Annotated in this window: 19 protein-coding genes; 12 read left to right on the top strand and 7 right to left on the bottom strand. The window is 63.0% G+C overall.

What is annotated here, in order from left to right; genetic code table 11:
* The first annotated feature begins 236 nt into the window (after positions 1 to 236).
* From ACXIUA_RS04330 to ACXIUA_RS04310, 5 genes are all read left to right on the top strand, one after another.
* Entirely contained in the window at positions 237 to 1,031 is a 795-nt protein-coding gene (locus ACXIUA_RS04330; RefSeq protein ID WP_457976216.1) for an Fpg/Nei family DNA glycosylase, read from the top strand.
* A gap of 16 nt (positions 1,032 to 1,047) precedes the next feature.
* On the top strand, positions 1,048 to 2,475 hold the full coding sequence (locus ACXIUA_RS04325) for a bifunctional ADP-dependent NAD(P)H-hydrate dehydratase/NAD(P)H-hydrate epimerase (protein ID WP_457976215.1): 1,428 nt from the start codon (positions 1,048 to 1,050) through the stop codon (positions 2,473 to 2,475).
* Positions 2,476 to 2,757: 282 nt separating this feature from the next.
* Entirely contained in the window at positions 2,758 to 3,768 is a 1,011-nt protein-coding gene (locus tag ACXIUA_RS04320) for a hypothetical protein (RefSeq protein WP_256022166.1), read from the top strand.
* Positions 3,769 to 3,778: 10 nt separating this feature from the next.
* On the top strand, positions 3,779 to 4,828 hold the full coding sequence (locus ACXIUA_RS04315; RefSeq protein ID WP_457976214.1) for a hypothetical protein: 1,050 nt from the start codon (positions 3,779 to 3,781) through the stop codon (positions 4,826 to 4,828).
* 66 nt (positions 4,829 to 4,894) lie between these two features.
* Positions 4,895 to 6,007 carry an MFS transporter gene (locus ACXIUA_RS04310; protein ID WP_457976217.1) on the top strand — a complete coding sequence of 371 codons (1,113 nt, stop codon included), beginning with the start codon at positions 4,895 to 4,897 and terminating at the stop codon, positions 6,005 to 6,007.
* On the opposite strand, the gene ACXIUA_RS04305 is transcribed toward ACXIUA_RS04310, so the two are convergent.
* Positions 5,999 to 6,652, bottom strand: a complete 654-nt coding sequence (locus tag ACXIUA_RS04305) for an ABC transporter ATP-binding protein (RefSeq protein ID WP_457976213.1) — start codon at positions 6,650 to 6,652, stop codon at positions 5,999 to 6,001. The two genes, ACXIUA_RS04310 and ACXIUA_RS04305, sit on opposite strands and share 9 nt — an antisense overlap.
* Positions 6,653 to 7,624 (bottom strand): ABC transporter permease, encoded by a 972-nt coding sequence (locus ACXIUA_RS04300; protein WP_457976212.1) that lies wholly within the window; start codon positions 7,622 to 7,624, stop codon positions 6,653 to 6,655.
* A 120-nt stretch (positions 7,625 to 7,744) separates the two neighbouring features.
* Between ACXIUA_RS04300 and ACXIUA_RS04295 the strand changes: the two genes are divergently transcribed.
* The 3 genes from ACXIUA_RS04295 (at position 7,745) to ACXIUA_RS04285 (ending at position 10,064) form a co-directional block, all read left to right on the top strand.
* Positions 7,745 to 8,863 carry a sensor histidine kinase gene (locus tag ACXIUA_RS04295; RefSeq protein WP_457976211.1) on the top strand — a complete coding sequence of 373 codons (1,119 nt, stop codon included), beginning with the start codon at positions 7,745 to 7,747 and terminating at the stop codon, positions 8,861 to 8,863.
* Positions 8,856 to 9,467 (top strand): response regulator, encoded by a 612-nt coding sequence (locus ACXIUA_RS04290; RefSeq protein ID WP_256008661.1) that lies wholly within the window; start codon positions 8,856 to 8,858, stop codon positions 9,465 to 9,467. The genes ACXIUA_RS04295 and ACXIUA_RS04290 overlap by 8 nt, the downstream gene beginning before the upstream one ends.
* Positions 9,468 to 9,662: 195 nt before the next feature.
* Positions 9,663 to 10,064: a hypothetical protein gene (locus ACXIUA_RS04285; RefSeq protein WP_457976210.1), complete on the top strand. Its 402-nt coding sequence runs from the start codon at positions 9,663 to 9,665 to the stop codon at positions 10,062 to 10,064.
* A 365-nt stretch (positions 10,065 to 10,429) separates the two neighbouring features.
* On the opposite strand, the gene ACXIUA_RS04280 is transcribed toward ACXIUA_RS04285, so the two are convergent.
* Positions 10,430 to 11,623: a multidrug effflux MFS transporter gene (locus ACXIUA_RS04280; RefSeq protein WP_457976209.1), complete on the bottom strand. Its 1,194-nt coding sequence runs from the start codon at positions 11,621 to 11,623 to the stop codon at positions 10,430 to 10,432.
* Positions 11,624 to 11,640: 17 nt separating this feature from the next.
* On the opposite strand from ACXIUA_RS04280, the gene ACXIUA_RS04275 reads away from it, so the two are divergent.
* The 4 genes from ACXIUA_RS04275 (at position 11,641) to ACXIUA_RS04260 (ending at position 15,111) form a co-directional block, all read left to right on the top strand.
* Positions 11,641 to 12,042, top strand: a complete 402-nt coding sequence (locus tag ACXIUA_RS04275) for a hypothetical protein (RefSeq protein WP_457976208.1) — start codon at positions 11,641 to 11,643, stop codon at positions 12,040 to 12,042.
* A gap of 211 nt (positions 12,043 to 12,253) precedes the next feature.
* A complete protein-coding gene (locus tag ACXIUA_RS04270) occupies positions 12,254 to 12,961 on the top strand; it encodes an SLAC1 family transporter (protein ID WP_457976207.1) in 708 nt (235 codons plus the stop codon).
* Complete coding sequence (locus tag ACXIUA_RS04265; protein WP_457976206.1) at positions 12,958 to 13,887, top strand: SLAC1 family transporter; 930 nt, start codon at positions 12,958 to 12,960, stop codon at positions 13,885 to 13,887. The genes ACXIUA_RS04270 and ACXIUA_RS04265 overlap by 4 nt, the downstream gene beginning before the upstream one ends.
* A 27-nt stretch (positions 13,888 to 13,914) precedes the next feature.
* On the top strand, positions 13,915 to 15,111 hold the full coding sequence (locus ACXIUA_RS04260; protein ID WP_457976205.1) for an IS1096 element passenger TnpR family protein: 1,197 nt from the start codon (positions 13,915 to 13,917) through the stop codon (positions 15,109 to 15,111).
* A gap of 157 nt (positions 15,112 to 15,268) precedes the next feature.
* Here the strand turns inward: ACXIUA_RS04260 and ACXIUA_RS04255 are convergent, their stop codons facing one another.
* From ACXIUA_RS04255 to ACXIUA_RS04240, 4 genes are all read right to left on the bottom strand, one after another.
* Positions 15,269 to 16,792 (bottom strand): ABC-F family ATP-binding cassette domain-containing protein, encoded by a 1,524-nt coding sequence (locus ACXIUA_RS04255; protein WP_457976203.1) that lies wholly within the window; start codon positions 16,790 to 16,792, stop codon positions 15,269 to 15,271.
* A gap of 684 nt (positions 16,793 to 17,476) precedes the next feature.
* A complete protein-coding gene (locus ACXIUA_RS04250; RefSeq protein ID WP_070478609.1) occupies positions 17,477 to 18,493 on the bottom strand; it encodes a hypothetical protein in 1,017 nt (338 codons plus the stop codon).
* Positions 18,494 to 19,243, bottom strand: coding sequence for an ATP-binding cassette domain-containing protein (locus tag ACXIUA_RS04245; protein WP_457976202.1), 750 nt, complete (start codon positions 19,241 to 19,243; stop codon positions 18,494 to 18,496).
* Positions 19,240 to 19,617: a GntR family transcriptional regulator gene (locus tag ACXIUA_RS04240; RefSeq protein WP_070361735.1), complete on the bottom strand. Its 378-nt coding sequence runs from the start codon at positions 19,615 to 19,617 to the stop codon at positions 19,240 to 19,242. The genes ACXIUA_RS04245 and ACXIUA_RS04240 overlap by 4 nt, the downstream gene beginning before the upstream one ends.
* Positions 19,618 to 19,714 lie beyond the last annotated feature (97 nt).

The raw sequence follows: 19,714 nt of genomic DNA, 5'->3' as shown, positions 1-19,714 counted from the left end.
GGAACCTGAAGTATACCGGGCCAGCGCGCGCATCTCTATTTGTGCACGTTGGGGCGGGTTGGTTCCCGTCGACCTCTTACGGTCGACCAACCCTGGTCAGCGCGGAATCAGGTTTTTGGCATCGAAAAGCCCCAAATTGCCGTGACCTGCATTGGTCGACGCTAAGAGGTCGACCGGAGCGGAAGCGGGTGCGCGCTGTACCTTGGTCGGTGAGATATAAGGAGTAGCAGAGTCCAATGCCCGAAGGCCACGTCATCCACCGCCTCGCCCACCACCTGAACGACACGTTTGCGGGGCAGCTCATCGAGATTTCCTCACCGCAAGGGCGTTTCGACGTCTCCCCGCTCGCAAACGCCACCCTGACGGAGGCCCGCGCGGTGGGCAAGCACCTGTTCCTGGAGTTCTCCACGGCGACGGTGCACGTGCACCTGGGCCTGATTGGCTCCTTCCGATTCGAGCCCGCCGAGGACGTGTGGGGCCAGATCCGGCTGCGCCTGGCCAACGAGGACGTGGCCGCGAACCTGCGCGGCCCGCAGTACTGCCGCTACGTCTCCCCACCGGAGGAGCAGGTGATTCTGGACCGCAGCGGCGAAGACCCCCTTGACCCGGACGCGGACCCGGAGGCGTTGTGGAAAAGGGTGCGGGCGTCGAGACGCACGATTGGGTCATTGATGATGGACCAAAAGTACTTCGCGGGCGTGGGCAATATCTATCGTGCGGAACCGCTGTTCCGCCTGGGTATTTCCCCGTTCGTGCCGGGCCGCGCGTTGGACCACGGGGAGTTCCTGCGCCTGTGGCAGGACGTGCGTGAGCTGATGGAGTACGGGGTGGAGCACGGCCGGATCGATACTGTGCGCCCCGAGCACACCCCTGAGGCGATGGGCAGGCCGCCCCGGAAGGACGACCACGGGGGTGAGGTCTACGTGTACCGCCGCGCCGGCGAGCCCTGCTTTGTGTGCGGCACGCCGATCGAGGTGCGCAAGTACGAGGGCCGCAATTTGTTCTGGTGCCCCTCCTGCCAGGCGGAATAGCGCGTAGAATGGCGGAATGTTTGCTGCACCGTTTGCCTATTCCGCCGCGGAGATTCGAGCCGCGGAAGCTCCCCTCCTTGCCGCTGAGGCGTCTCCAGATGCGTTGATGCAACGCGCCGCGCATGCTGTGGCGCGCGTGGCGCGCGAGATGTCGGGGCCGCGGGAGCGAGTGTTGTTGCTGGTGGGCCCGGGCGGCAACGGTGGGGATGCGATGTACGCGGGGGCGGAGCTCGCCAGGGAGGGCTGGCACGTCGAGGCTTGGCTGCCACTGGGCCGGGCGCAGCAGCGTGGGCTGGATGCGTTTGTGGGGGCCGGAGGTGGGGTCGTCGAGAAGCCTGGGGTGTGCGACCTTCTTATCGACGGCCTCTTCGGCCTCGGCGGGGCCGGCGACCTGCCCGACGCTGTCGCCGACATCGACGCGAACCAGGTGCTGGCCGTGGACGTGCCGAGCGGCGTGGATGCCGACACCGGCGAGGCCGGCCGCAACGCGCTGCAGGCCGACGTGACGGTGACGTTCGGCGCGTGGCGCTACGCGCACGCCCTCTCGACGCGCTGCGGGAACGTGCTGTGCGCGGACATTGGCCTACCGCTGCCGGAGAGCTCCGTGCGGGCGTACCGCGCGGTGCCCAACACGGGCCTGGACCTCGAGGGCATCAGGCCGATGGGCCCGGTGCCGGTGAGCGTCAAGGAGCCCGGCGCCGATGACGACAAATACACAGGCGGTGTGGTCGGCATCCACGCTGGCAGCGGCACGTATCCGGGCGCGGCGCTGCTGTGCACGGCTGGGGCGGTGACGGCGACACCGGCGATGGTGCGGTTCGCGGGCGCGCAGGCGCTTGAGGTGGTACGGGCGCGGCCGGAGGTCGTGGCCACCCGCGAGTTGGAGCAAGCCGGTCAGGTGCAGGCGTGGGTGTGCGGCCCTGGTATCGGGATCGATGGGGAGGCGGATGCTGCCGTCGATTGGGTGTTGCAGCAGGGTGTGCCGGTGGTGCTCGACGCGGATGCGCTCACCCGTGTGGCCCGCGCGCCGCGTAAGTTGGCGCGGGTTGTGGTGACCCCGCACGACGGTGAATTTTCACGCCTATATATAGGTATGACCAACGATCGCGTCGAGGAGACTGCCGACTGCGCCCGCCAACTTGGTTGCACGGTGGTCCGCAAAGGGCGCGCCACTGTCGTTTCGGACGGTCAGGAATCCATCCTTATCGACGCCGGCTCCTCCTGGGCAGCCACACCCGGCTCCGGCGATGTGCTTGCCGGGATTATTGGGGCTCGTGTGGCGCGCGACGGGATGGACGATGTGCTGCTTTTGGCGCAGTCGGTTCAGGTCCACGCGGTGGCTGCGTGGCTCGCTTCCCGGACGCCGTACGGCCACGCACAGACTTCTGCTAGTGAAATTGCATCCAATGTGCGTAGTGCTACGGCGTGGTGCGCACGTTTTTAGCAAAAGCAGTGTATGTGGGCCTAAATTACACCGCTGTAATTTAATGCCGATGAACTGCATTTTCACCCTCCACACCCCCAGAAAGGGTTAGGTGGGGTATGGTCCCTTTGTTTGGTTTGTGGCTTCCTTAAATGTAGATGTTGAACAATCCCGCAAACACATGTCATGGACCTGCGAGTATGTGAATATTAAGGTTTATTTACGGTTTTTCCTGGATAAATACAGAAACACGCGTCAACGAACGAATACGTTTCCGCAGCTCCCTCGGCTACACTCAGAAATATGTTCAACAATCGGAGACTCCAAGCAATCGCAATCGCGCTCTCGCTCGGCGCGTGCGCCATGGTCGCCCCTTCCGCTGAAGGTGCCACCGTTGGCGAGAATGTCTCCGGCGTATGCTCCATCCGCCTTAACGCCGAAGAGACAAAGCTTTATGAGCAGTCGAAGGGCAAGGCAGCAAGCTTCGACGTCGACAAGGCGTGGAAGCTCGCATTCGAGCAGGCTTTCCCAGCAGCCAAGATGCACGGCGAGAAACTGTACAACGATCTGAAGTCGGACTTTGCGTACCAGCAGCAGTTCCAGCCAGATCCTCGCCCGAAGCTCGCTGAGCTCGCTAAGCAGGTCGCTGAGGACTCGGAACTGCCAGAGTCTGTCGCACTCGACTACGTCACCCACAAGTGGAGCGACGCAGTCGTGGCAGGCTTCGAGAACCCGGGTCGCCTCCCAGAGATCCTGGAGTACGACAAGTACTTCGAGAACGGCGAGATCCCAGCCTCGAAGCAGTCGTTCCGCGCACCGGAACCAGTCTTCCCGACCATCGGTGACCGCGACGCCCTGATCCAGGAAAAGAAGGACCAGTTCAAGGGCCTCACCGACGAACAGGCAGCTGCTTGGGTTGACCAGTTCGAGAACCAGGAAGGCGTCGCAGAGACCCGCACCATGGCGGAGGTCGAAGCAGCGCTGAACCAGTCGAAGGACAACTGCCGCGACGGCAAGTCCGGCATCGTGCTCTTCCCAACACAGCACTCCAACCCGGACGCAGTTTCGCAGGGTGCTGAGGGCACGGACCGTAACAAGGAACAGCAGCCAACCACCACGCCTTCCTCTCCGACCACCACGGTTTCCGTTGACGTTCAGGTCAACCCATTGAACGGGAAGACCACCGTGAACGATGAGCCTTCGAAGACAGTCGATACGAGCGATAACTCGGCTGCCCTTATCGGTGGCATTGTTGGCACCATCGTGATTGCAATCCTGGCGGTCCTCGGCCTGACGGCAGCCAAGATGCTGTAATCTCATCTCCATGGAGTCTCGGAGATTTTTCACTGGCGTTGTAGCCCTCGGGCTCAGCGCCAGTTTCCTATCTCCAGTCGCGGACGCCGCCGTCATCGGCCCCCAAGATCCCGCGACGAAACTCTGCGCGTTCTACCTCTCCCCCGCCGAATACGCCCGCCTCATGAACGCGGCGCGGCTCCACTTCTCCGCGCCCGAGAAAGAGTACGCGCTGGACTATCAAACATTCCGGCAAGCGTTTCCGGAGCTGGGGAAGGTCGAAGAGGACGTCTATAAGCGGATTAGGGAAGAGGAAGGGCGAGAGTTCCTCGCACCCAGCAACTTCGCGCGGCCCGACTCGCTACAGCACACGTACGCGGTTGAGGCCTTCACAGAGGCGGGGCTGCCCGCGAGCGTCGCCGAGTGGTACCTCTTCAAGTACAGTCCGCAGCGCACCACACCGCAGGCGTCGGCGGATGACGTGCTCACCTACCACTACTACGAACTGATGGGGCAATACCAGGTGCTCGGGCCAGGGCAACGCGCCCTGTTCCGGCCGGTCACCCAAGCCACTGAAACCCCAGACATCGCGCGCGAGCTCCAAACCCGCTTCCCTGGGCTCAGCGACGCCGCCGCAACCGCCTGGGCGCAGCAATACGCAGACACGTTCTTCTACACCAACCTGCGGCGCGTCAAGGAATACGTCACTCTGCGGGAGCGGGCTGAGAAGCTCTGTGCCGCCGGCGGCGACGCCACCCTGGCGCTACCGATCCCGCCGAACGCGGTGAATACGGTGGTGCCGCCGATCCCGACGCTGACTACCAGCACGGCACCAAAGCCCACGCCCACGACACCGGCCACGCCAACCACCCAAGCACCCGAGCCGACCGCAACGGCCACAACGAAGCCAGCCCCGACCACAACCACGCCCGCGCCCACAACCACGACCCCGACCGAGACCGAGGAAGAGAAGGAGCTCACGCCGCTCGCGATCGCCGGGATCGTGCTGGGTGTGCTGGGCGCGGTGCTGGCGGGAGGCACCCTTATCATGCAGGCTCTCAACCTGGGGGCGTTCGCCTAACACGCACGGTGTAGGTTGTCACGTGTGAGTAAACAGTCGTCGCTTCCTATGCTGCCGTTGTCCGCGATGAGCTTCGCGGCGTTCGTCTACGTCACCTACGAGATGTTCGCGGTCGGCCTGATTCGACCCATGGCGCAGGACCTCGGGGTGACGGAAGGCCAGATCGGCCTCCTCATGAGCGTGTACGCCGGCCTGGTCGCCGTGGTGACCATCCCGCTGATGCACTTCACGCGCAACTGGGACCGCAGGCCCGTCTTCCTGGCCACGCTTGGCTTCCTCGCCGGGGGCGTGATCCTGCAGGGCATCGCGAACAGTTACGCGGTGCTGGTGGCGGCGAGGGTGACCGCGGCGTTTACGCACGGGCTGTTCTGGTCGCTCATCAACCCGATGGCGGCACGGCTGGCGCCGAAGGGGAGGACGGGCAAGGCGGTGGCGACTGTCTCGTTCGGGTCGACGATGTCGGCGGTGATCGGTACCCCATTGACGACCATGCTCGGCGGGTGGATCGGGTGGCGCGGCGCCACCTGGGTGCTGGGCGTCGCGGTGATTTTCTCGGTGGTGGCGTTGGTGGCGTCGCTCCCCTCGATGCCGGCGAAGCACCCGGAACCGGCAACGGGGGCGAAGCGGACAAAGTCGGCGATCCCGTCGCTGGTACTCTTCCTGACGTTCAACGTTACGGCTGTGTTCACCACCTTTACCTACCTGGCGCTGCTCATGACGACGACAGCCGGGCCGAAGCTGGTCCCGTTCGGGCTATCCCTCTTCGGCATCTGCGGGGTGATTGGCGTGCTGACGGCGGGCAACACGGTGGACCGGCGCATGATCCGGGTCAACGGGTTCGTCGCCGTGCTGCTGGTCGGGTCGGCGGCGCTGGGGCTGCTCGCGCTGGAGACGAAATCGGTACTGCTCATCATCGCGATGATTATCGTGTTCGGTCTGGCGAATGGGGCGCTGCCGCCGTCGGCGACCACCATCTTCCTGCACGCCGGGAAGCGCAACGAAGACCTGGCAAGCTCCATCTACGTGGTGACCTACCAGGTCGGGATCGCAGCCGGGTCCGCGCTCGGCGCCGCAGTGGTGGACGCCGGCTTCCTGCCTGGCACGCTCTGCATGACGGCCGGGCTGGCGGCCTGCGCGTTCATCACCTTGGCGCTTGGGTCGCGGCCGCGGCTACGCTGAAACGCGCTCGCGCGACACGTGGCCGTCGCGGACGCGGACAACCTCGTCGCTCTCGGAGATGAGGCTGGCGTTGTGGGTGACGAACCCGCAGGCGATATCGTGCTCCTCCACCAGGGTGCGCAACAGCGCCACGATCTCGTGGGAGCGCTCGGAGTCAAGCGCCGCGGTCGGCTCGTCCGCGAGGATCAGCTTCGGCTCCCCCATCAGCGCGCGGGCGATGCCGACGCGCTGGCGCTGCCCGCCGGAGAGCTGCTGCATGCTGCGGTCCCCGAGGCCGTCCAGGCCGACTTCCGCGAGCAGCTCGTTCGCGCGGTCCACGCGAGGCTTCACGCCACGAATGTGGTCGGTGACCAGCAACTGATCCCGGACGTTCAACGCCCCGATCAGGTTGGCCTGCTGGAAAATCATCCCGATCTTCTGCAGGCGGACTTCGTCGGAGACCGGGGTGGCGTCGACAAGAACGGTGCCGCTGTCCGGGGTGAGCAGGCCCGCCGCCGCGGAAAGCAGGGTGGACTTGCCGGAGCCGGACTCACCAATGATGAGGGTGAGGTGGCCGGGGTTGGCGTCGAAACTGACGTTATCCAGCGCCGTGACTGTCTCTTCACCGTCTTGGAACGTGACGGTGACATCCTTCATGTGCAACATTTACGCAATACCTCCCAGTGCGAGCTGCGGCTCAACTTTTGTAATTTGGCGCGTCGCGATGAACGCGCCGACCATCCCAATCGCCCAAATCGCGAGCGGCGGACCGGCGACTGTGAGCACTGTCAGCGAGAACGGCGCCACCTTCGACGCCGCCAGCCCAATGCCCAGCGCAATCAGGGCGCCAACCGCCGCGCCGATGCCCAGCAGCACCGCCGCCTGACCCAGCGCATCCTTGCGCAAGTAGCTATTCGACGCCCCAATCGCCTTCAAAATGGCCAGGTCACGGGTGCGCTGCATGGTCCACACCGTCAAGAAGGCCACGATGACCAGCGCCGCGATGGCGTACAGGAAGCCCAGGATCATGTTGAAGGACGCCTGCTCCGACTTGTACGCAGCCAGGCCGTTGAAGGACTTCTTCATGCTCATGCCGCGGTCATCGCTAGCGAGCAGCACCGTGCCGTCCGCGTCGGTGTGCATGGCGGCCTTCCAGTCCGCCGTGTTCACCCACAGGACCGCGGTGTGGGAGAAGTACAAGTCATCCGTGACGGCGTCGACGATGATCGGGGTGCCGCCGACGGAGAGCTCGTCGCCAGGCGCGACGTGTAGCTCACGCGACGCGACCGCGCCGTCGCCGAGCACCTCCCCACCCGGAAGCTCAGTGCCCTTCGGCAGCCCCAGGATGGAGATGGACTCCTCCTTGCCGTTCTCCCGCAGCAGCAGCGTTTGGCCGGTGCCCAGCGGGACCGTGCCCTCCTCCGCCGTCACGCGCGACGTCATATAGGAAGGCTCATCCATGTCCTGGAAGACCACCGACTTTGCATCCAGTGCCTCCAAGGCCTCCGTGTTCTGCTTGCCCAACCCGTTGGTCAACCCGGTCAGCATCACCACGAGCAACGTGATCAACCCGACCGTGCCAACAATGAGGCCGAAACGCCCCTTGGCTTTCACAATTTCTCTCAATCCGACGAACATGCCCACATTGTGCGTGTGAGCAGGCACATTCCACATCGGGAGCGGGGTTGAACCTCGAATCAACCGTCCGGTTGATCCGCCCTCCATCGGATGTCGGGTGCAGCGTCTAAGGTGATCTGCGTGAACACCACCAACCGGATCCTCACCTTCCTGCGCGTCAGCCTGCACGTGCTGGTCGCCGTGCTGCTGTTCGTCGGCATCGCCTCCAGCCGGTGGAACCCGCTGGCCATCTGCATGGCGGTCCCCTTCGCGTTGCTCTACCTGGCCGGGACCGTCGCCTACAACGAAGGCAGGCGGTTCTCCCGCGGCGCCATGTACACCTGGCTCGCCGCCGTCCTCGCGCTGTGGGTGGTCATGGCGCTGCACGCCGCCGAGTTCGTCTGGCTGGAGTTCCCGCTGGTCATCCTTGTCTCCGTGGTGCTGCCCACCTGGTCCGGTATCGCGGTGGCGGCGCTCCTGCTGGCATTCACGCTGTCGGTCACAGCGCCGGGCGCGGGAATCGGCGGGGTAGTCGGACCGCTGCTCGGCACCGTGCTCGCGCTGCTGATCTACCACTCCTACCGGGCACTCCGCGCCGAAGCCGACCACTACAAGCATCTCGCCTATGAACTCCAGGCCACCCACATGGAACTCGCCGCCGCCGAACACGCATCCGGCGTCCTCGAAGAACGCGCCCGCCTCTCCCGCGAAGTCCACGACACCATCGCGCAAGGCCTCAGCTCCATCGTGCTGCTCGGCCGCACGCTGGACAAACAGATCACCGAGCCCGGCGCGAAACAGATCCTCGACACCATCCGCGCCACCGCCTCCGACAACCTCGCCGAGGCGCGCCGCTTCGTCGCCGTCAACGCCGGGCCCGCCGAACCCCTGCCACGCAGGCTGGAGGAGCTCGCGCGGGGAGCGGAGGGGCGTCAACAAGCACTCGGGCAGCGGCTCACGGTGGACCTCAACGTCGAAGACGTGCCCGAGCCCGCCGCCGGCGTCATCGAGCGAGTCGTGCGCGAGGGGCTCTCCAACATCGTGCGCCACGCCGGCGCCACCCGCGCCGTGGTCACGGTGGAACAGCTTGGGGACGTCGCCACCGTCGACGTCTTCGACAACGGCCGCGGCATCACCGGGCCCGAAGGCTACGGCCTGCGCGGGCTGCGGGCGCGCGTCGCGGAGGTCGGCGGCACCCTCAGCGTCGAAGGTAACGTACTAGCAGCAAGCATCCCCCTGGGAAAGGACACCCATGAGTGAGATCAACGTCATGCTTCTCGACGACCACCCCGTCGTCCGCGCCGGCCTCCGCGCAGTGCTCGACTCCTTCGGCGACATCACCGTTGTTGGCGAAGGCGCGGACGGGCGCGCCATCGAGCGGATGCCCGACAACGTCGACGTTGTGGTCACCGACATCCAGATGCCGCACGTGGACGGCATCGAAGTCACCCGGCGCCTCGGCGAAGCAGGCGGCCCGCCCGTGCTCATCCTGACCACCTACGACACCGAAGCCGACGTCGTCGCCGCCGTCGAAGCAGGCGCGCTCGGCTACCTGCTCAAAGACGCCCCCGAGGACGAACTCCACGACGCCATCATCGCCGCCTCCCAGCGCAAACGCGTCCTCTCCCAGGAAGTCGCCGGAGTCCTCGCCGAGCGCCTCATGCGCCCCGACGAAGCCTTAAGCGCCCGCGAAATCGAAATCCTGCGCGCCCTGCAGACCGGCGCCTCCAACCGCGCCATCGCCGACCGGCTCTTCATCTCGCAGGCCACGGTGAAAACCCACCTGATCCACATCTATAACAAGCTCGGCGTAGACAACCGGACCGCCGCCGTCGACCGGGCGAGGGAGCGGAAGATTATTTAGGGGTTGGTTCGGCGCTAGATTGCTCGGCAGTGCTTGAGCTTGAATCCTTTTCCTCGTGGAGGCTTTTTCTGCGCTGGGAAGACTTCCGATGCTGGCTTCGGTGCATAAGCACTAGCACTCGGCGCAACCGAAATTGCTGCCCCCGTGAAAGCTAAACTTACTATCCCAACTACTCATGAACGGAGCGGCTTTCGAATGACCAGTCTTTCTTCCTTGTCAAATGGTGAGCTGCAAGGCTTTTACGAAGAGCTTTACGTGTATTGCTCTGAAAGAGTTTCATGCCATATTGCAGAGCGTCTCCAGAAGGAACTCAAAGTTTCCTTCTCCGAAATTGACGCTCTTCCCGATTTCACAGTTGGTGAATGCGATGAAGACGAGTATGAACTTGCTAAAGAATTAGAACCTGGTAGCAATCAGGAAAGCCTTCGTCCGTACATGATTACCCAGCACTTCTTCTTGGAAGTCTTAAACCTAAGTGACCAGGTGATTGACCCTATTAGTGATGCTGTTTTCGCAGCCGTTCAACGAGCGACAGAAGATGTCCCATACTTCAGTTTCATGGGTTTTCTCACGGACAATCGCTCTGAGGATAAGTAGAACCGGGTCGAAATCGATAGCTCTTTTTCTCTGAGTTCGAGCGTTGAGCTGGACGTGCACGCAAAAGCCCAGGTCGCTGATTGTTAATGTGGGTATTTGGCGCTAACCGCGGCAGAACGTGCACCAAATTCCCGATTTTCCGGAAAGGTGCCTGGCTATTTCCCCAGGTCGCGATCTCTGCGCAAAGGAATTTGGTGTCACCCTCGCCGACCCGAGTGACAAAAGACGCAACCCACTTTTCACGACCTGGGCTTTTACCGGGTTCAGCCGACAGGATTGCGTCCATTGTCACTCGCTCCCCACTCCATGCACCAAATTCCAGCGTTTGAAAACCGACCTTAGGATACCTGCACGCCACAGAAGTGCTAGATGTTTTTAGGCCTGGAATGTGGTGCCGCGCTCCCCAACAGCACGCCAAGCAGGGCCAGGCCGGCGCAGGTGAGGATGCCGTTGGCCATCGATGCGGTCGGGTTGGACCCGAGCGCCACCAGGGGAGGGACCAGGCCGCCGATGATGAATTGGAAGAAGCCCATCGCGCCAGTGCCGGCGCCGATCCCGATGTCCCGGATCTCCTCCACGGTGAGCGCCGAGGCGTTCGCCATGATGAACCCAGCCATGGCGGAGAGGATGGCGATGAAGGGGAGCATCGTGAGGCTGGGGCCGAGCTGGCTGTAGGCGAGCAGGATCAGGCCGGCGAGGATGTCAACAGATAACGCCACGACGAGGAGGGTGCGCGGCTGATGGGTTTTCACCAAGCGCATGTTGATGGAGTTCGACAGCGGGATGAGCAGGGCGATGCCGCCGAAGATGAGGGAGAAGGTAGTTGGTGTAACGCCGAGTTGCACCTGCAGGACCAGCGGGGATGCCGAGATATAGGAGAATAGGGTGCCGAAGCCGAGGCCGGCGGCGAACATGTAGCCGAGGAAGGCGGGGCGCCGCAGGCACTGGACCATGCGAGGGAAGATGGTGCGCAGGGTGCCGCGGGTCCGCTGCTCGGGTGGGAGGGTTTCGGGGACGAAGCGCCAGGCGATGAGGATCTGGGCGAGGTTGACGGCGGCGATGGTCCAGAAGACGCCTCGCCAGGTGAAGGTGGGGATGATCAGGCCGCCGAGGACTGGGGCGATGGCGGGCATGAAGCCGGAGATCGCCATGAGGCCCGACAGGCCACGGGCGGCCTCGCGGCCGTGGGCGATGTCGGGGATGACGGCCCGGGTGACGACGACGGCACAGCCCCCGGCCAGGCCCTGCAGGAACCGGACGGCGATCAGGAAGGAGATCGTGGGGGCGACGGCGCAGGCCACCGATGCCGCGAGCGCCACCACCGAGGAGACCAGGATGGCGGGTTTGCGGCCCGTGCCGTCAGAGATCGCGCCGAAGACCAGGTTGCCGAGTGCCATCCCGAGCATGAACCCGGAGATGGTCAGTTGGGCGGAGGAGGGGGACGTCGATAATTGGGTGGCGAGCTCGGGCATGCCGGGCAAGTACATGTCGATGCCGAGCGGGCCCGCTGCGGTGAGCAGGGCCAGCGCAAGTAGGAGGCCACCGGAAAGTTTCTGCACGTCGGTAGGATAGCTGTATGCGTGCGACTGTAGAAATCTGTTCGGCTGAAGACATCCCAACGACGACGAGGGCGCTCACGGACCGCGAGCCGTCGGAGTGGGTGGTGCTCAAGGCGGTGGACACCACGCCCGGCGGGAAGCTGCGCGTCTACGCGGGGCGCCTGGCCGGGCAGGAGGTGCCGGGGCCCAAGGGGAGGCTTGCCGCGGAGCTGCGGGTGGAGCCCGGCGCGCAGGTCACGCTCTGGGTCAACGAGGAATACGAGCACCACCTGCTTGCTCAGTCGGAGGGGCTGCGCCTGGAGGGTGTCGCGCTGGAGCGCGGCCAGGCAGGCAAGGTTGGGGCCGGGCACCTGGCGGTGACGCTACGCAATACGGGGGAGGAAACGGGCCGTGCGCTGCTGTTCGGCGGCGTTGCGTAGTTGGCTAAACAGGGTTGGCAGGCTTAGCGTAGGTGCATGCAGTTGCCTAAGTATGGCCCCGCGTGGGCCGGGTCCCTGATGGGGACGTCGATCGCCTCTACTCTGTCCGGGCTGCACGGGTTCCGCTTCGGCCAGATCGCGTTTGCGCTGGTAGCGGCCGTGTTGTTGGCGGTGTTCTGGTATCCGCAACGAGCCGCCGCGGCACCAGAACATGGCTGCGTGGGGCATGTACACGATGGGGCTTTTGGCGTGCGGCTCTGCGTGGACGGCGCTGACCGGCAACGACATCTTCCAGCTGATCAGCTGGTGGATCGGCGCTCCCCTGTCGATCGCGGTGTGCCTGTGGCAGCTGTGGGGCTTCTGGAAGGTCTCGGAACACTACACCACCCCGGCGTTCCCGTGGGGGCTGGCGCCGGTCACGCCGATGGTTGCGGCGACCTCCGGCGGGCAGCTCGCCGCCGAGCACGGCATGTTCTACCACCACGCTGGCATCGTGTGCTTCTTCTTCACGTTCATCCCGGCGATTCCGCTGTTCGCTTACTGCTACTGGTCGCTGTGGCGGCGCCGCGATCGCCCGCGCGGCGCAGCGGCAGGCACGGCCTGGATTCCGCTCGGGGTTGTCGGCCAGTCGACGGCCGCCTCCACCTTCCTTTTCGACGCCCACCTCTACGGCATCATCATGTTCACCATCGGCGTGCCGTGCGTCCTCTTCGGCATGTACTGCTTCTACCAGGCGGTCTTCACCTGGGCGCCGTACGGCCCGGGCTGGTGGGGCTCCACATTCCCGGTGGGCACCCTGTGCCTGGGCTCCTGGACCGAGGGCTGGCACGCCCTCTCCTTCGGGCTGCTGCTCCTACTGCTGTTCCACTGGTGCGCGTGCGCACTCCGATTCCGTTCCTGGCAGCGTGAGCGCGTGTGAAAACCAGGACCAGCTATAGCCTGCCGCCAGCGGGCCCGGCGTGGGGCGGCAGCCTCATGGGGACCTCGCTGGTGGCGACGCTGCTGGTCATCAGCGGACTCGACCCTCTGGCGTGGGTCGTGGCCTGTATCGGGGTGGCCATCCTGGTGGCGCTCGTCGTCGGGTTCATCATCTACCGCACGCCCCGCTTCCACCAGGACATGATGGCGCCGTGGGCCATGACGTTCATCGGGATCATGTCGCTCGGCACCGCCTGGACCAACCTCACGGACAACCTCGCCTTCATCCTGGTTGGCTTCTGGGTCGGGGCGCCCGCCTGCCTCGCCGTGTACGCCAACCAGCTCCGCGGCTTCCAAGGGGAACCGAACTTCGCGTGGGGGCTCGCGCTCGTCGGCCCCATCATGGCAGCCAACACGGCCGGGACCACCCACGTCAAAGGCGGCGGCGACATCTACTGGATACTCGGCGTGTGCTGCTTGGTGGCGTCGATAAGTGCGGCGTACCCGCTGTTTGCCAGGGTGTATGTGGCGGCGTGGCGTCGAAAAGTGGACCTGAGCGGGCCGAACGCGGCGACCGCCTGGATCCCCCTCGGCGTCGTCGGGCAGACAGTGTCCGCCGTGGACCTGCTGTTCGGCAAGGATGCCGAGCTTATCGTTGGCACCGTGCTGCTCATCATCGCGATCCCCATGATCGCCTTCGCCATGTGGCACTTCTACCCCGCCGTCGCGCACTGGGCCCGCTACTCCCCCGCCTGGTGGGCCTCCACCTTCCCCACCGGCACCATCAGCGTCGGCAGCCACCACCTCGCCGAAGTCTGGAACCTGGAATGGCTCACCATCATCGCCACCGCGCTGCCAGCTCTCCTCGTCTTCCACTGGCTGCTCTGCGTCACCCGATGCACATTCTGGGTAGTTCGCGAGCGCTAAAAGATACAAAACTATAGAGTGAACGACATGAACATCTCTCTATTAATCACCGTAGAAAACTCCCGACCCGAGATTTCACGATGCATTAATGTTGATCACTCGATGTACCTGGGGGAACTCGCACTCATTATCGACGCCACCCTCGGCTTCTCGAGCGCCGCAACACACATGTTTTCGGGAACCATCAACGGCGAACAACGCGTCTACACCGCCCAACCAGCCGCCGGCGAATACGACGAAACCGACCTCACCGTCCAAGACATGCCCGAAACCATGAGCTACATCTACGACGCCGGCGCCAACTGGAACATCAACGTCCAAGTACTCGGGCCATCCACCATCGCCGGGCCAACCCCCGTCCTCATCTCCGCGCTCGGCCCCGACGTCATCGAGCACCTCAAAGGCCCCGCCATGATGACCGAGCTCTATGACGAAGCCGTCCGCCTCGCAGCCGGCCAACCCGCCGACATGCACATCACCCCAACCCTGTTCTCCGCCATGCCCGTCATGTCGCCGGGCCACATGGTCGACAGGCTTACCAAGGCAGACCCGGTCAGCATTTCGAACCGCATGTACTACAGCGTCGAAACCATGGTCGCCCGCAACATGATGAACCCCGAGGCCGCCGCCGAAGAAGACGAAGACGTTCGCGAAGCGCTCCGCGAATACCTGGCCAACCGCGAAGACCTCAAAGACATCATGGCCATCGACCCCAACCCCGAAAGCAACCCCGCCGTCATGGCCGCCATCGGCGAATTCCTCGAGGACTACTACGGGCCTAACCCAACCTTCGACTCCCCCGTCTACACCGGCATCACCGAAGCCCTCTACAACCTCATGGACGGCCTCCTCCCCGACGACCCCATCTGGCGCAGGCACCTCCACAACTTCTTCGTCGAATCCGGCTTCATGCGCGCCGAGCAAACCGGGCGCTACACCATTACCAACGAGGGCGTCGAGCTGCTCAGCGGCGGCGACAACCCCTTCGACTTCGCCGAAAACATCGCCCGCGGATTCTACGCGACCTTCGGCCGCGAAAACTGGAACCAGCTCATGTTCAACCTCATCTCCGACTCCCCCCACCTCCCGGACTCAACCATCTATAAAGAAGGCACCGCGATGCTCGAGGCCTTCGGGTTCGGCGAGGACACCGGCGACGGGTTCGCCCTCAACGGGGACGGCTACGACATGCTGAAATGCATCGCGATCGACTTTTCTTCGTAGAACTTGTGCGGTGCGAGGTACGCGGGGCGGGGTACGCGCACCAAATTCCTTGTTTTCCCTTAGCGCCCCACAACGGCGGTGTTTCTCCAGGTCGGCTGTCCGGAGACGCAAGAAAGTTCCCGGTTTCGCTTTTCTGGCGGGAGGATGCCTGGAGGCATCAGGTCAGATCATCGATGGAAACTTCCCTGTCAAGGTTCATACGCTCACAGAAGTCTTCGTCGTGACTGACGAGAAGAACCGCACCTGCATAACTCTCAAGAGCGGAAACAAGCCAGTTCACGGTTGAGATATCGATGTTGTTGGTGGGCTCGTCGAGAAGCAATAGCTGCGGAGCAGGCGACGAAAGAAGAACACGGGCAAACTCAACGCGGAAACGCTCACCACCCGAAAGCGTTCCAATAGGCGCGTGCACAGTCTCATTCTGAAACAACAGTTGCGCGAGTTGGTCCCTAATATACTGCGGGTCAGCAGAAGCGTTGGCCTCCGAGACCAACTCCAAGACTGTCTGATTAGGGTCAAGAACAATGCGTTGCCGGAGGTACCCCACATTCCTAATCACATACCCCGCGCTACCGTCTGCAACAGAGTTGAGCAGGGTCGTCTTTCCGCTGCCGTTCGGCCCAGTGATCCGGACACGCTCGGGGCCCACAACAGTGAGCCCTGGGATTTCCATAACACGGGTTCCGTTCGGAAGCGCCGTACCGGGAAGCTCAATGAACACATGTTGATCGTCGCGAACCTTGTCTTGCGCGTGACGATACGCAGCGAGAGACGACTCCACAGACTCGGCATGAGCCGCACCACGCCGAGCAGCAGTTTTCTCAGAGCGATCCTTGTCCAGCCCCATCGCCATGCCAGGTTTGCGTTTGTTAACCGCGAACTTCTTTCCGCGACGAGCGTCCCGAGCAATGCGAGTTTGCATTGCCTCACGCTCCCGAACCTGCCTACTGTGAATTGCCTTCTTGTCCCGCACCTCCCGCATCGCTGCGTCCTGTTCGTTGGCCAGAGTTTCGCGGTAGGCAGAGTAGTTGCCGAGGAAAAGACGTAGCTTCCCGTCGTGAAGTTCTGCAATTTCGTCCACGGAATCCAATAAGTCGCGATCATGGCTCACCACAATCGCAGGAACAGTGGATTTGGAAAGAGAACGGATCAGCTGGGCTTTCGCTTCCGCATCGAGGTTGTTCGTGGGCTCGTCCATCACGATGAAATCGGGGTTGTCAGCCATGAGCGCAGCTAGTGCAACACGAACAGCCTCTCCACCGGACATAGTAGACAGTGACCTGTCCAAGTTGAGCTCGAGTCCATGAGCTGACAACACAGCCTGAGTCTCTTCAGCAGCATCCCACCGGTCGCCAATGAGCTCGAACAATTCGGGATTGAACTGGCCACCTTCGACGGCGTTGATTGCCTCGATGATTTCGGTGACCCCAAAAATGTCTGAAACCGTAGTGCCCGGTTGCAGTCCAAGATCCTGAGGTAGGTAAGCGATTTTCGACGGGCGTTCGACCGAACCAGTGCTCGGCTGTAGCTCGCCGAGAATGATCCTGATCAGAGTCGTTTTTCCGGAACCGTTATCGCCGATCAGGCCGGTGAGGTGACTTGAGAATATGGCATTTAAGTCCGAGAAGCACGAGGTTCCGTTAGGCCACTCGAGGGAGACGTTATTCAGGGTAATAGGCATGCTCATTCAACTTTCTGTTTCGTGTTAGGCGGAAACACGGAACATGAGCACGGCCTACTCCTTCCCTCGGGGACAACTCCTCGTCAACACTATCACGGCCCCCGTTGGGGTCAAGGGGTTTGCGCTGCTGTGAGTCGGGGTAGGGCCGGGCTGACAGATTCCGGCGGACTTTGTCAGCGGTCGGCATCGTGCCTAGTCAGAAATTGGTCCTGACAGACTTTGCAAAGTTCCGCGCACGGCCCGGCGCGTTTGCCCAGGGCGCGGATTTTTTAGGCAGGAAAAGGTGCGCAGGCCTGACGGCGAGTGACAAAAGACGCACACTAATTTGGTGCAGATATTCATATTTGCAGGTCAGAAAAGGGCTACCTTTTGCTAGCTGCGTGATTTGTCACTGCATCGGGCCGAGTGACACCAAATTCCTTGTTTTCCCCTAGGTGGCAGGCTGGTTGTGGGCCAGAACCCGAAGGAGGTCCACACCCATGCCCCCACACGATATTCCCCCGCTACACGCGCCGCATCACAGAACCTATTTCATTATGTCGGCCAGCGGTAGTTTTCCTAACCGCCATCTCACCAACCAACTCTTTACCGAGTCTGTCTGGCGGGGCGTTGTCGGTCTCGCTGACTCACATAAAGTTACACACACACCAACAACAACACAAATCGCCAGTTCAGACAGCATTTTTATAACTTCATATCAGGGTTCTTTTGGGCTCCGTTTACACGTCCCGCGACGTACAGCGTGAGCGTCGCGAGTGCCACCAGCAATGCGCATCCAACTACTGGCAGCGTCCAGGCCAAGGGCTCTGGGTCGCGGATGAACTGCCAGAGGATCATGACGGCCATGAACGTCACTAGCTGGTTGCGCCCCCATGCCAACGGCATCGCAAGTCCGGTGAGGACCAAGATGAACGTCGCCCAGACAGGTGCGGTGGTGAGGGTGTGGGCGTCGAAAAGTGTGGGAAGGGAACGCAGCGCTACGTAGATCCCGGCGGACACCACCACTGCACCCAGCCCATGCAGACCCCACGTGCGCCGGGGGATTCCGTACGCGCGAGCAGTAGCCGGGGAAGCCGCGCCCCACGAGTAGATTACCGCGAAAGCGCCGAACAGGAACAGGTCAGGGACGGTCGCCACGAACGAGACCCACTCTTTGTCGACAAAGCGCTGGAACAGGAGCTGCATGGCAATCGAGACGAGACCGAGGGCAGCGGCCAGGAGAAGCGGCTGCTTCCAGAAGAGTTGGAAGATGAGGGGCTGGTCCAGACGCAGCCCCATGATGGCCGAACCGTTGTCGGAAGAGTTGAGTTCTTCGCCGGTGGTGGAGTCGTCAGCTACGTATAGGGCAAGCCAGCCGGTGACCAGTGCGATGGCGAGCAGGCCGTACAGCGATGGGCTCACGATCAGCGTCGGGATGCAAAGTACGGCCCAGACCACGAGGGCGGCGCGGCGCTTGTACGCGAGGGCGCGCTTGCGGTTCATCCCATAGGAGCGAAAAACGTCCGATTCGGGGATGAAGGTCGCGTAGAGGAGGAGCGAGGAGAATGTCGCGGCTGTAATGACCAGCGGGACGCTGCCCAACCAGTCGGCAAAGATGGTCGCTGCGCCCATGAGCAGGCCGAAGAGTGTCATCCAGAAGCGCCATTTGGAGCCTGCGAACATTTGGGCGCGGAAGAAGCCGGGGCGGACAAAGGTCTGCATTTAGCTCACCTCCAGGAGGTGCTCGATGACGTCGCCGAAATCGACAGGTCGCAGGGGGTTGCTCAGGTCGAGGCGCTCGGCGTGGGCGTCGGCATCATCGGCGGTCACGTGCGCGCTGACCTTGCCGTCGCGGCCCAGCACCAGGGCGCTGCTCAGAATTTTCGACGCCTCTTCGATATGGTGCGTGGCCATCACGAACGTGCGTCCGTCCTCGGCCACGTCGAGGAGGTGGCGATAGAACACGTTGGTGTTGTGGACATCGAGGCCGACGTAGGGCTCGTCGAGAAGCGTGAGCTCGGCGCCGGACGCGATGCCGATAATGTTGCCCACCATCGCGCGCTGGCCCCGCGACATCTTGTTGTACGCGGCGCCGAGCGCCTCGCCGAGGTCGAAGTCGTCGATGAGGCGGCGCGCGAGCCCATCGTCCCAGTTCGGGTACCGCAGCTGCGCGCCTTTCAGGATGTCCTTGCCGCTCCAGCTCGCCGGGTAGCCGACGTCGACGCCGGTGAGCGCGACGCGGTCCATCACCGCAGCATTATCGAACGGTGCCAGGCTGAACACCTCGACGGCGCCACCGGAGGATTTCAGTTGGCCCGCGACGATCTGCAACAACGTCGACTTACCGACGCCATTTCGCCCCAGCAGCCCGTGAATACCACCAGACGGCAGGTCGAAGGCCACCCCGTTGAGGACGTGCTTCTTACCAAAGTGCTTCTCTAGCCCATCGGCGCGGATAATCATGGCGTTCATTGATACATTCCTCTACTTTCTGCTACTCGATGTACAAGGTCGATCAAGTCGTCGCGGCTCAGGCCGACGCGGACGGCTTCGTCGATAAGAGGGGCGACGAACGTACCCGGGAACGCTTCCCGGCGGGTTTCCAGGATCCGTTCGCGCGCGTCCGGGGTGACGAACATCCCGAGGCCGCGGCGCTTCTCGAGGACCTGGGCGTCGACAAGTAAACCGAGGCCCTTGCGCGCTGTCGCGGGGTTGATGTTGTGGAAGGCTGCGAGCTCGTTTGTCGACGGTGCCCGCTCGCCCGACTTCAGTGTCCCGTCGACGATGAGGTCCTCCACCAACTTCGCGATCTGCACGAAGAGTGGCTCTGAATCCCCAACCACCATTTCTCCCTTCGAGCTCGTTGGTTAGTTACTGCACTAACTAACTATAGAACTGTGGTCAGGTAGCTCGCAAGGACCCCTACGAAATTTCTTGAACTAC

The organism is Corynebacterium sp. UMB8791 (assembly GCF_054166365.1).
Note: the sequence above shows the minus strand (reverse complement) of the source record. Positions and strands in the feature narration are given on the sequence as shown.